Source organism: Brevundimonas sp. BAL450 (assembly GCF_015767455.1).
Classification (GTDB): Bacteria; Pseudomonadota; Alphaproteobacteria; order Caulobacterales; family Caulobacteraceae; genus Brevundimonas; species Brevundimonas abyssalis.
On sequence record NZ_JADWOW010000059.1, the window covers coordinates 55,193 to 67,291 of the forward strand.

Here is a 12,099-nt window from a genome sequence, read left to right on the forward strand (position 1 = left end):
CCGCTCCACATAGTATGCAACAGGGGCGGCGACAAAGCCCGCCCGATCATTCACACGGAAAACGATGAACCACATCAAGACCTTCATCCTGCTGGCCGCCATGACCGCCCTGTTCGTGGGCGTCGGTTATCTGATCGGCGGGGCCACAGGCATGCTGATCGCCCTGGTGTTCGCGGTGGCGCTGAACTTCGTCAGCTACTGGAACGCCGACAAGATCGTGCTGAAGATGTACCGGGCCCAGCCGGTGGACGAGAGCCACCCCGACCCGGTGGTGCGCAACTATGTGGCCGACACAAAAGCCATGGCGGCGAGCGCGGGCCTGCCCCTGCCCAACATCGTCATCATCCCCAATGACCAGCCCAACGCCTTCGCCACGGGCCGCAATCCCGACAACGCGGCGGTGGCGGCCACCACCGGTCTGCTGCGCATGCTGAACCGGGCCGAGATCCGCGGCGTCATGGCCCACGAACTGGCCCATGTGAAGAACCGCGACACCCTGGTCATGACGGTGACGGCGACCATCGCCGGCGCCATCGCGGCCCTGGCCAATTTCGCCCTGTTCTTCGGCGGGCGCGACCGGCCCGGCGGCATCATCGGGACCCTGGCCATCATGCTGCTGGCGCCCATGGCGGCCGCGCTGGTGCAGATGGCCATCAGCCGCACCCGCGAATACGGCGCGGACCGGGTGGGCGCGGAGATCGCGGGCGACCCCCAGGCCCTGGCGTCGGCGCTGGCGAAGATGGAGCGCTACGCCCGCGGCGAGCTGAACGTGGCGGCCGAGCGCAATCCCGCCACCGCCCACATGTTCATCATCAATCCCCTGAACGGAAAGGGCGCTGACAACCTGTTCTCGACCCACCCGGCCACCGCCAACCGCATCAAGGCCCTCAACGAAATGGGCGGCGGATCGCGCCCGGCCTTCTTCGCCGAGCCGGAAGCCCCGCGCGCCGGCGCCTTCGTGCCGGTGACGGGCGAGCGGCGCGGGCCGTGGGGGTGAGGGGGGCAGATGCTACGGGTTGTGGCGGGTGGCTAGGAGACGTTCCAGAACGGCGTGTCCACGCCCCTCGCCCACGTCGCATCGAACTCGTGCGACGTGATCTCTTCTGCAGTCACGCCCTGGAAAATGGTAGGAAGGGAGCCCTCAATAAGAGAGGGACATGGCTTGCCACCGCGCTCCTCGATCTCAATGCTATTTCGAGTCACGCTTCCGTCAGGAAAGACCTCGGCAGAGCGCAGGACCGCGTCGGCTTCTTCGTCTAACTCATAGAGCAGCCAAATCGGCTCGCCCGGAGGGACGTGAAGATCGGGCCAGCGCGCACGAAGGTGCTTCAGCATTGGTAGAACGTAGCGCCACGCTGAACTCCCGCAAGGGGGCGACAACAGTCGCCGCTCAACAGCGCCGGCAAGCCAACCGCCGGGCTACCCGAACACCTCCACCCCGATCTCCCCGGACACGTCCAGCCAGGCGCGCTTCATGCCCTGGCTGTTGAAGGGATCGGCGCGGTTGCCGTGGCGGTCCAGGGCGATCAGGCCGCCGTCGCCGCCCATGGCGCCGATCCGGTCGATGACGGCGCGGGCGGCCGGGGCCAGGGGCTGGTTGGCGGCCACGCGCCAGGCGGTCTGGGCGGCGGCGGCGGTGCGGATGAAATACTCCCCCTGGCCGGTGCAGGACACCGCCGCATGGTCGTCGGCCCAGGTGCCGGCGGCGGGTATGGGGGTGTCGCCCACGCGGCCGGGCATCTTGCCGAACACCCCGGCGGTGGAGGTGGCCGCCGCCAGGCGCCCCTGCGCGTCCAGCACCACGCAGCCCACGGTGCCGTGGGCCAGGGTTCCGGGCGGATGGTTGTCGTCGCCCTGTCCGGCGCGGGTGAACCAGGCCTCGGGATCGTCCACCGCCTCCAGTCGCTGATCGCGGGCGAAGTCGGCGGCGCCCTGGCCGGCCAGCATGACGTGGGGGGTCTTCTCCATCACCGCCCGGGCGGCGCGGATGGGGTTGCGGAAGCCCTGCAGCGCGGCCACGGCCCCGGCCTTCTGGGTGGCGCCGTCCATCAGGCTGGCGTCCAGCTCATAGCGGCCATCCAGATTGGGCGAGGCCCCGCGCCCGGCCACATAAAGCCCGGAGTCCTCCAGCAGCACCACCGCCTCCACCGTCACGTCCAGAGCCGAGGCGCCGTCCGCCAGGCGCGCGGCCATGGCCTCGACCACCGCGCGCATGTTGGCGATCTCGCGGTCGTAGTTTTCCGACCGGCGGGCGCCGGCGCCGCCGTGCAGAACGAGGGCTGGACGGGTCATGATCGGGTCTTCCTGAAGCGTTCGCCCTTTTCACGGGCCTTTGCGCTCATTAGCCTTCGAAGGAGACGGGCGCCACCGCCCGCACACCAGCTTCAACGAGGTTCGATTTGCGCGCGGTCCTGTCCCATGCCCCCGGCGGCCCCGAGACCCTGACGGTCGAGGAGGTCAACGACCCCACCCCCGGCAAGGGCCAGGTGGTGATCGAGGTGAAGGCGGTGGGGATCAATTTCCCCGACACCCTGATCATCGAGGACAAGTACCAGTTCAGACCCGAGCGCCCCTTCTCCCCCGGCGCCGAGGTGGCCGGGGTGGTCGAGGCGGTGGGCGAGGGCGTCAAGAATGTGCGCAAGGGCGACCGGGTCATCGCCGTGCCCGGCTGGGGCGGGCTGGTGGAGCGCATCGCCGTGCCCGCCACCCACGTCATCCCCATGCCCAAGGAGATGTCCTTCGAGGAGGGCGCCGCCCTCGTGATGACCTATGGCACCAGCTACTATGCGCTGAAGGACCGGGCGCGGCTGAAGGAGGGTGAGACCCTTCTGGTGCTGGGCGCGGCGGGCGGCGTGGGCGCCGCGGCGGTCGAGCTGGGCAAGGCCATGGGCGCGCGGGTCGTGGCCGCCGCCTCCACCGGCGACAAGGTGGAGTTCGCCCTGGAGCTGGGGGCCGACAACGGCCTGATCTATCCCACCGGCCCCATGGACAAGGCGGCCCAGAAGGAGCTGTCCGGCGAGCTGAAACTGGCCACGGGCCGCGACGGCGCCGATGTGGTGTTCGACGGCGTCGGCGGCGACTACGCCGAGCCGGCCGTGCGGGCCATGGACTGGGACGGCCGCTATCTGGTGGTGGGCTTCCCGGCGGGGATCCCGTCCCTGCCGCTGAACCTGACCCTTTTGAAGTCGGTGTCCATCGTCGGGGTGTTCTGGGGCGCCCATGTGGCCCGCGAGCCGGAGCAGCACGCCGCCAACATGGCCGACCTGATGCGCCTGTACGCCGAGGGCAAGATCCGGCCCCGGGTGTCGCGCACCTTCCCCCTGCACAAGGCGGGCGAGGCCATCCAGGCGCTGGGCGACCGTCAGGCCCTGGGCAAGATCGTGGTCACGGTCGAGGACCGGTGACCGCCGTCGCCCTCAACCCGGCTGTGGATTTGACGGCGGGCGCGCAGGCCCTCGCCGGGCGCGGCCGGGCGCGGGTGGCGGGCGTCCTGACGACGGAGGCCGCTCAGGCGCTGCACGGGGCTCTCGCCGACGACGGCCTGGCCTGGCGGCGCAGTCTGGACAATCCGGCCAATGTGGACGTGCCGGTCAGCGTGTTCGAGGGGCAGCCCGTGGATGAGCAGGCCCGGCTCATCGCCATGGTTCACGAGGGCGCCCGCGACGGCTTCCAGTATGTCTACGACCGTTTCCGCATCGGCTACGGGGTCCAGACCGGCGAGGCCATGCCGCAGGCGCTGGCCGAACTCTACACCCTGTTCAACAGCGAGCCGTGGCTGGACTTCGCGCGGCGCCTGACCGGGGACGAGCGCATCGCCCATGTGGACGCCATGGCCACCCGCTTCGGGCCGGGCCAGTTCCTCAACGGCCACAATGACCACCATGAGAAGGCCGGGCGGCTCTACGCCTATGTGCTGAACCTGTGCCCGCGCTGGCGGGCGGAATGGGGCGGGCTGCTGCTGTTCAAGGACGATGCGGGCGAGGTGGTGGAGGCCTTCACCCCCGGCTTCAATGTGCTGAACGTGTTCCGCGTGCCCCAGGCCCATGCGGTGTCCATGGTCACGCCCTTCGCCGGCGCCCCGCGTCTGTCGATCACCGGCTGGTGGCGCACGCACCCCTGAGCCTGTCTCCTCCCCCATAAGCGCAGCGCATGGGGGAGGGGGACCGCGAAGCGGTGGAGGGGGCGAACCTCGAGCACGGTGGATGGGGTCGCCCCCTCCACCATCCTTCGGATGGTCCCCCTCCCCCGCAAGCGGGGGAGGAGACGGGCCGGTCACTCCTCGCGCATGGCCTCCAACGTCTGTTCCGCCGACTGGTAGTGGCGGCCGCGGATGTTGGAGCCCACCAGGGCGATCATGGCGGCGATCACCGCCGCGTCGTCGGTGAAGCCGATGCCCACGAAGACGTCGGGAATGGCGTCCACCGGCATGACGAAATAGCCGAGCCCCGCCAGCATCATGGCCTTGGCGCGGAACGGCGTCTCCGGATCCCGGGCGGCGTGCCAGGCGGCCACCGCCTCCCGCGCGAAGGGGATGCGCGTGGCCGTGCGCCGGATCTTGGGCCAGAAGCCGCGCCGCACCCGCTCGGCGTTGGTGCGGATGACGGTGGGGACCAGGGCGCGCGACGGCTCCAGCACCGCTTCGGGCGTTTCAATTGAAGACGGTTTGGCGTTTTGCGTCATGGCGTCTAAATCCTCGCCCCACATCAAGGGTTCAACATAGATATAGGACGAATGCCATGAAACTGGATGGTTCGATCGCAGCGGTGGTGACGGGCGGAGCCTCGGGCCTGGGCGAAGGCACGGCACGGGCCCTGGCGGCCAAAGGCGTCAAGGTGGCCATCTTCGACCTGAACGAGGAAGCGGGCGAAAAGGTCGCGGCCGACATCGGCGGGGTCTTCTGCAAGGTCAATGTGACCGATGACGCCTCGGTGGCCGCCGCCTTCGAAAAGGCCCGCGCCGCCCACGGCCAGGAGCGCCTGACCGTCAATTGTGCGGGGATCGCCACCGGCCAGAAGACCGTGTCGCGCAAGAAGGACACCGGCGAGATCCGCGCCCACGACATGGCCCAGTTCGAGAAGACGGTGACGGTCAACCTGTTCGGCACCTTCCGCGTGGCGTCCCAGTCGGCGGCGGGCATGGTCACCCTGGACCCCATGGACGACGGCGAGCGCGGCCTGATCGTCAACACCGCCAGCGTGGCGGCCCAGGACGGCCAGATCGGCCAGGCGGCCTATTCGGCCTCCAAGGGCGGCGTCTACGCCATGACCCTGCCCATGGCCCGCGACCTGATGAACGAGGGCGTGCGGGTCAACACCATCCTGCCGGGCATCATGTGGACGCCCATGATGGCGGGCATGGACCAGAAGGTTCAGGACGCCCTGGCCGCCATGATCCCCTTCCCCAAGCGCCTGGGCACGCCCGCCGACTACGCCGCCCTGGCCCTGCACCTGGCCGAGAACACCTACATCAACGGCGAATGCATCCGTCTGGACGGCGGGATCCGGCTGGCGCCCCGGTAAGAGCGCTACCGCTCGCGTCGCGGATGCTCGCTGCCTGAGCGCATGTTTGGGCGCGTTTCGAGACGGGATTTCCGAATTTCGGCGATCCCCTCTTGCAGCCCCCGCCCGCGCTCGGCTATAGGCCCGCCCTCGACTGAGAGCGCGGGCGTAGCTCAGGGGTAGAGCATCACCTTGCCAAGGTGAGGGTCGGGCGTTCGAATCGCCTCGCCCGCTCCAGTCAAAACGAAGAAGGCCCGGTTCACGCCGGGCCTTTCTTGTTTTCGGCGCCAGACCCCCTTGCTCCGTCCCCTGCGCATTTCAACCCTGCCGACACGCCCCTGTCATACACAGGCGTCACCATGGGCCATCCCCTCACGATGGCCGGCGTCCATGCGCGGTCTTGTTCAGGAACGCCGCACCATGTCGCGCAAGCTTCTTCTCGCCCTCGCCCTGTCGGCGGGCCTGGCCTTTTCGCAGACGCCTGCGCTGGCCCTTCAGCCCACGACGATCGAGGCGCCCGCTTCGCCCCACGCCGCCCTCGAGGGCTATGTCTCCGACATCCTGGACCGCATGGTGCGCGAGATGGGGCCCGACGAGCGTCTGGCCCTGACGCCCGAGACGGCCGCGGCCTTCCTGAACGCGGAGGAGCGCGAGCGTCTCTCGACCGGTTTCGCCCGCTTCACCGTGGACCGCCCGGCGCGCCTGTTCGTGGCCTTCGACAGCACCTGGGGCGAGACGCCTTTCTGGCTCGCCGACCTGGGCTTCCAGCGCCGGGCCGACCTGGACTTCGTGGTCGACGTGGAGGATCCCTTCCACGTCTGGGAGAAGGCCGTGCCCGCGGGCGAGGTGAATCTGGGCGTGCCCAGCCTGTCGGGGGAGATGAAGCCCTATGTGGTCTTCGCCGCGCCCGCCGGGGGCGAGGGGACGGTCGTCATCACCCCGCTGATCCCGGGCGCCGACGTGCAGATCGCCCGCGAGGACGGCGCGCCCTATGTGGACGACAACGACTGGTTCAACGCCCTGCCGGCCGAACTGGACGGCCTGCCCGTGCTGCGCAGCTTCGAGAGCTGGGAGTTCGTCTCGCGCATGGTGGGCTTCTTCCGCGCCACCGACTATCCGTCGTCCGCCACGCCCGACCATCTGCAGCTGACCTGGCAGGACGACCCCCGCACCGGGGTGACGGTGCAGTGGCGCACCGACGAGACGGTGGATGAGTCCCTCCTGTGGCTGGCGCCCGCGGGCGACGACGGGGCGGGCCGCATGCTGACGTCCCGGGCCGACGCCCTGACCAGCCGCCAGATCGTCAACGACCCCGACATCCGCCTGCACCGGGTCCGGCTGGACGACCTGACTCCGGCCACGGATTATGAGTACGCGGTCAGCGCCGACAACGGCCAGACCTGGACCCAGCGACGCCGCTTCCGCACCGCGGCGGACGCGGGCGCCGAGCCCTACGCCTTCGTCTATCTGGGCGACCCCCAGAACGGGCTGGACGAATGGGGCGACCTGATCCGTCAGTCCGACGGCCGCTTCCCCGAGGCGCGCTTCTACATGATCGCCGGCGACCTGATCGACCACGGCACCGAGCGGGACAACTGGGACCAGTTCTTCCACGAGGGTTCCACGGTGTTCGACCGCACCCCGGTGGTCCCGGCCCTGGGCAACCACGACAGCCACGGCGGCCACCCGACCCTGTATCTCCAGCAGTTCGCCCTGCCGGCCAACGGCGCCGAGACCCTGGACCCGGGCCGCACCTACCATGTGACCTATCAGGACCTGCTGGTGGTGGTGATGGACTCCAACTACGACCTGGTGGAGCCCGAGCTGCAGGTGGACTGGCTGGACCGGGTGCTGGGCGAAAGCGACGCCCGCTGGAAGGTGGTGATCTACCACCACCCGTTCTACGCCTCGCGTCCGGGCCGGGATAACTACCCGCTGCGCGACGCCTGGGGACCGATCTTCGACCGGCACAATGTGGACATCGCCTTCCAGGGCCACGACCACGCCTATATGCGCACCGTGCCCATGCGCGGCCATGAGCCGGCGGCCGAGGGCGAGCACGGCACGGTTTATCTGGTGGCGGTGTCGGGCACCAAGATGTACGAGCAGGGCCTGCCCGACTTCGCCGCCTTCGGCGCGGTCAACACCCGCACCTATCAGATCATCCAGGTGGATCCCGTCGCCGGAACCCTGACCTACCGGGCCATCGACACCGACGGCGGCGTCATCGACAGCTTCGACCTGTCGAAGGACTGAGGTGTGGAGGGGCGGCGGGTCATCCCACCGCCCCCCGTCGCCTCAGAAGTTCAGGGCGCGGCGCACCTCGCGCCAGTCCACGAACTTGTAGTTCTGCTGGTTCGGGCCAGAATCTTCCTGATCGTCATGGATGGCCAGAAGGCCGTTCGGGAAGCCGCCGATGGGCCCCGACCAGGCGTCCAGACCGTCGGTGCCGTGAACGCCGTCCACATCGCCGGCAGCCACCACCGCGAAGCGCCCCAGATAGACGTGCTCGTCGCCCTCGATCCGGTAGACGGGGAAGGTGCTGTCGCCCTGGCTCGACACGATGAGGAAGGCCTCGCCGCCGTCGCGCATGAGGGTGACGCCTTCGATGTCGTCCTTGAAACGCTCGTAGTCGACGCGGGCGATCTCGACGGCCTGACCGGATCCCGACGGATCGAAGTCATAGCGCCACAGGGCCACGTCCTCCTCGCCCACATAGAGGGTGTCGGCCGCGTCATCGACGACGCAGCCTTCCAGCTGGCTGCCGAGGGTCAGGACCCGCTCGGCGCCCAGCACGGGGCCGTCCGGTCCGGCGGAGACCGGCCACTGGTGGGTCGTGCCCAGCTTGGTGGTGACCACCGCATAGACCTCGTCGCCGCGCCGGCCCATGCAGAAGCCGTAGGGCTCGTCCATGCCGATGGAGACCAGGCCGTAATCCACGGTCTGCAGGGTGTCGGGATCGAACAGGTAGAAATTGATGCCCGCCCCGCCCGGCGTGTCATTGGTGGCGCCCACCAGAACCATCTCGCGGCCGTTCACCTGAAAGCCCGTGCGCAGGTCCACATTGTTCAACTGGCCCGAGGGCAGGAACTGGCGCACCGAACCGTCCAGATTGTGGACATAGAGGCCGTCGGTCTTGTCCGTGCCGAACATCACCGCGCGCGAGGGGTCGCGGGCGTCCGCCCACAGCGCCGGATCATCGGCGTCCACTTCCGGATCGGTGGTGACCAGGGTCTCGCCGGCGACGGGCACGGCGCGGGCGGGATCGCCGATCGCCTCCATGCCCTGGGGCCCGTCATCCTCGGCCGTGGCGCAGGCGGCCAGCAGGGCGGCCGCGGCCACGGCGGTCAGCGAAAGCGTCTTCATCATGATCTCCGGCGATATCGTCCGTAAACGGACTAATATTCGTGGCAGCCAGTTCTTGGTGTCCCGCCACCTCTGTCGAATAACGCGGGGCGGTGTCGCATTACAACAACGCCCCGCCCACAACCCGCCCCGTGTCATCTAACCGTCATCTTGATGACGGGCCAGGTGTCATCAAGCCTGCATAGCAACCCCCCAGAACACGGCGCGCTGGCGTTCCACGCGCCGCTTCCCGCATTGACCCAGCTGTCGGGGGACAGACCTCATGAAGACCACCCGCATTCGTTCCGCTTCGATCCTGCGCGCGGGCGTCGCCGCCCTCGCCCTGCTGGCGGCGGGCCCCGTCGTCCTCCTGGCCGCCGCGCCGGCCGAGGCCCAGGCCCAGGACGGCGTCGTGCGCGGCCGGGTCAGCGACCAGCAGGCGGGCGCCTTCTTCGGCGGCGCCGAGGTTCTTCTGGTGGAGACCGGCCAGCGCGCGGTGACGGGGGCCGACGGTCGCTTCGTCATCAACGGCGTGGCGCCGGGAACCTACACCCTGCGCACCACCTATGTGGGCGCCGGCGTGGTGGACGAGACGGTCGAGGTGGCGCCGGGATCGGGCGCGGTGGTCAATGTGCGCATCGGCGCCGACGTGACCACGGTGGAGAACATCCTGGTGGTCGGCACGCGGGCCAACCTGTCCACGGCCCTGAACCGCAAGCGCAACGCGCCGAACCTGGTGGACGGCGTCTCGTCGGACTTCATCGGCCAGTTCCCGGACCAGAACGTGACCGAGGCGGCCCAGCGCATTCCGGGCGTCTCCATCAACCGCGACCAGGGCGAGGGCCGGTTCATCTCGATCCGGGGCGCCAACCCCAATCTGAACAGCATCAGCATCAACGGCGTGGGCGTGCCCAGCGCCGAGGGCGATCAGCGCCAGGTGGCCCTGGACGTGATCCCGGCCGAGCTGCTGTCCAGCCTGACCATCGTCAAGTCGCTGACCCCGGACATGGACGCCGACACCATCGGCGGCGCGGTGCAGATCGAATCCGCCACCGCCTTCGACCGCGCCGGCTTCGGCGGGACCTTCACGGCGGAAGGCAGCTACAACACCCTGCGCGAGGAGATATCGCCCCGCATCGGCCTGTCGGCCTCCAACATCTATGATGTGGGAACCGGCCAGCTGGGCATCGCCGGCTCGTTCAGCTGGTTCGACCGCGAACTGGGCTCGGACGGCATCGAGAACGGCTCGGGCGAACTGGACGAGGATGGCGGCACGATCTTCCCGGTCGAGCTGGAGCCGCGCGACTATGTGCTGGCCCGCACGCGTCTGGGCGCGGCCCTGAATTTCGACTGGCGCCTCAGCGACACGGCCAGCCTCTACCTGCGCACCCTCTACTCCGAGTTCGCCGACGACGAGGTCCAGGGCGGGTCCATTTTCGAGCCCAACCCCGATAACGGCGCCAACATCGTCTCCGGCTCCGAGCGCGAGTTCCTTCTGGCCGATCAGGAAGTGGAATCCTACGTCAGCGACCGTGAAGAGACCCAGACCATCTATTCGGTGGCCTTCGGCGGCGAGAACCGCTTCGGCTCGAACCTGCTGGAGTATCAGCTGGCCTACGCCCAGGCGGGCGAGGACAACCCCGACTATGTGGAGTTCATCTTCGTGGCCGATCATTCCGGCACGGGGACCCTGGTCGGCTCGAACCTGGACGACCCGCGCCGTCCCCTGATCATCACCAACGATCTGGCCGGCTTCAATGACGCCTCGCGCTATGAGCTGGACGAAGCCATTTTCGAAAGCGGCGTCACCGAGGATCGCGAGTGGTCGGCCCGCGTGGACCTGACCCACGACACCTTCTTCGGCGACAATCCCGGCTTCCTGAAGTTCGGCCTCAAGGCCCGCATGCGCGACCGCATGTCGGACCTGGACATCAACGTCTATGGCGGCGCCGACATGGACGCCACCATCGCCGACTTCCTCAACAGCGACATCGACTATCCGCTGGGCCTGATCGCGCCCCAGGCTGATCCCCAGGCCGTGGCCGCCTTCGTGCGCGCCAACCAGGCCGCCTTCAATGACGACCTGGACGAGGAAGGCAGCTTCATCGACTCCAACGTCGAGGACTATGAGGTCGAGGAGGACATCTGGGCCGGCTACGGCATGGCCAGCGCCGACATCGGCGCCCTGACCCTGACCGGCGGCGTGCGCATCGAGCACACCGAGTACAGCGCCCGGGGCAACGAGGTCACCCTGGACGAGGACGCCGGGACCCTGACCCTGACGGCCATCAGCGTCGAGGACAGCTACACCGACGTCCTGCCCAGCCTGAACGCCCGCTACGAGCTGAGCCCGCGCACCCTGCTGCGGGCCGCCTATTTCCGCTCGGTCGTGCGTCCGATCCTGGAGCAGAACCGCCCCGCGGGCCTGATCGAGATCGAGGACGGCGAGGTCGAGGCCGAGTTCGGCAATGTGGACCTGGAACGCACCCGCGCCGACAGCATCGACCTGTCCATCGAATACTATCCGGGCGACGTGGGACTGCTGTCTGCGGGCCTGTTCTTCAAGCGTCTGCAGGATCCGGTTTACGCCATCGATCTGGGCGGCACGACCGGCTACGAGGGCTTTGAAGCCTACGAGACCTTCGTCAACGGCTCGGACGCCGACATCTTCGGCATCGAGCTGGCCTGGCAACAGGGCCTGACCTTCCTGCCTTCGCCCTTTGACGGCTTGCTGCTGGCGGCCAACTACACCTGGGTGGACGCCGAGGGCGGCATCCCGCTGCCGGACGGCGGCGAGCGCACCGCGCCCCTGCCGTTCCAGGCCGAGAACACCGCCAACCTCTCCATCGGCTACCAGAAATACGGCTTCTCGGCCCGCCTGGCCGCCACCTACCGCGACCGCATCCTGGACGAGGTGGGCGACCCCGAGGACCCCGCCTTCGACGTCTACATCGACGACCACCTGCAGATCGACCTGACCGCCGCCTATGACGTGACGCGCAACGTCCAGATCTTCTTCGAAGGCTCCAACCTGGGCGACGAGCCGCTGTACAGCTTCAGCGGCAGCCGCAACGTCAATGTTCAGTACGAGGAGTACGGCCCCTCCTACACCGTCGGTCTGAAGGCTGTTTTCTGACCGCGATCCCCGGCACTCCACCCCGACTCCCGGGCCGGCCCTTCCCAGGGCCGGCCTTTTTTCTGGTCACCCAACGGTGACCGGCCCGGCTCTTGCACCGACGTCATGGAATACGGTGTA

General features: G+C 68.6%; 10 protein-coding genes and 1 tRNA gene. 7 read left to right on the forward strand and 4 right to left on the reverse strand.

Going from position 1 to position 12,099, the window contains the following annotated elements:
* Nucleotides 1-64 precede the first annotated feature (64 nt).
* On the forward strand, nucleotides 65-997 hold the full coding sequence (gene htpX / locus IWC96_RS12600) for a zinc metalloprotease HtpX (protein WP_021697655.1): 933 nt from the start codon (nucleotides 65-67) through the stop codon (nucleotides 995-997).
* Between the two features lie 32 nt (nucleotides 998-1,029).
* Here the strand turns inward: htpX and IWC96_RS12605 are convergent, their stop codons facing one another.
* Together IWC96_RS12605 and IWC96_RS12610 are read right to left on the reverse strand one after the other, a co-directional pair.
* Nucleotides 1,030-1,335 (reverse strand): hypothetical protein, encoded by a 306-nt coding sequence (locus tag IWC96_RS12605; RefSeq protein WP_045319109.1) that lies wholly within the window; start codon nucleotides 1,333-1,335, stop codon nucleotides 1,030-1,032.
* Nucleotides 1,336-1,419: 84 nt separating this feature from the next.
* Nucleotides 1,420-2,292 carry an isoaspartyl peptidase/L-asparaginase family protein gene (locus tag IWC96_RS12610; RefSeq protein WP_021697654.1) on the reverse strand — a complete coding sequence of 291 codons (873 nt, stop codon included), beginning with the start codon at nucleotides 2,290-2,292 and terminating at the stop codon, nucleotides 1,420-1,422.
* A 107-nt stretch (nucleotides 2,293-2,399) separates the two neighbouring features.
* Here IWC96_RS12610 and IWC96_RS12615 point away from each other — a divergent pair, with 107 nt between their 5' ends.
* Nucleotides 2,400-3,404 (forward strand): NADPH:quinone oxidoreductase family protein, encoded by a 1,005-nt coding sequence (locus tag IWC96_RS12615; RefSeq protein WP_021697653.1) that lies wholly within the window; start codon nucleotides 2,400-2,402, stop codon nucleotides 3,402-3,404.
* Nucleotides 3,401-4,120, forward strand: a complete 720-nt coding sequence (locus IWC96_RS16255; RefSeq protein ID WP_021697652.1) for a 2OG-Fe(II) oxygenase family protein — start codon at nucleotides 3,401-3,403, stop codon at nucleotides 4,118-4,120. The genes IWC96_RS12615 and IWC96_RS16255 overlap by 4 nt, the downstream gene beginning before the upstream one ends.
* A gap of 152 nt (nucleotides 4,121-4,272) precedes the next feature.
* On the opposite strand, the gene IWC96_RS12625 is transcribed toward IWC96_RS16255, so the two are convergent.
* A complete protein-coding gene (locus IWC96_RS12625) occupies nucleotides 4,273-4,680 on the reverse strand; it encodes a YkvA family protein (RefSeq protein WP_045319432.1) in 408 nt (135 codons plus the stop codon).
* Nucleotides 4,681-4,736: 56 nt separating this feature from the next.
* Between IWC96_RS12625 and IWC96_RS12630 the strand changes: the two genes are divergently transcribed.
* The 3 genes from IWC96_RS12630 to IWC96_RS12640 all read left to right on the forward strand — a co-directional run bounded on the left by IWC96_RS12630 (nucleotide 4,737) and on the right by IWC96_RS12640 (nucleotide 7,754).
* Nucleotides 4,737-5,519, forward strand: coding sequence for an SDR family oxidoreductase (locus IWC96_RS12630; protein WP_021698657.1), 783 nt, complete (start codon nucleotides 4,737-4,739; stop codon nucleotides 5,517-5,519).
* 141 nt (nucleotides 5,520-5,660) lie between these two features.
* Nucleotides 5,661-5,735, forward strand: a tRNA-Gly gene (locus IWC96_RS12635).
* Between the two features lie 183 nt (nucleotides 5,736-5,918).
* Nucleotides 5,919-7,754 (forward strand): metallophosphoesterase family protein, encoded by a 1,836-nt coding sequence (locus tag IWC96_RS12640; RefSeq protein ID WP_196839033.1) that lies wholly within the window; start codon nucleotides 5,919-5,921, stop codon nucleotides 7,752-7,754.
* 42 nt (nucleotides 7,755-7,796) lie between these two features.
* On the opposite strand, the gene IWC96_RS12645 is transcribed toward IWC96_RS12640, so the two are convergent.
* The gene (locus IWC96_RS12645; protein WP_231379064.1) at nucleotides 7,797-8,864 is read right to left on the reverse strand and encodes a phytase; all 1,068 of its coding nucleotides are present in this window, start codon (nucleotides 8,862-8,864) and stop codon (nucleotides 7,797-7,799) included.
* A gap of 262 nt (nucleotides 8,865-9,126) precedes the next feature.
* Here IWC96_RS12645 and IWC96_RS12650 point away from each other — a divergent pair, with 262 nt between their 5' ends.
* Nucleotides 9,127-11,979, forward strand: coding sequence for a TonB-dependent receptor (locus tag IWC96_RS12650; RefSeq protein WP_196839035.1), 2,853 nt, complete (start codon nucleotides 9,127-9,129; stop codon nucleotides 11,977-11,979).
* Nucleotides 11,980-12,099: the final 120 nt, after the last annotated feature.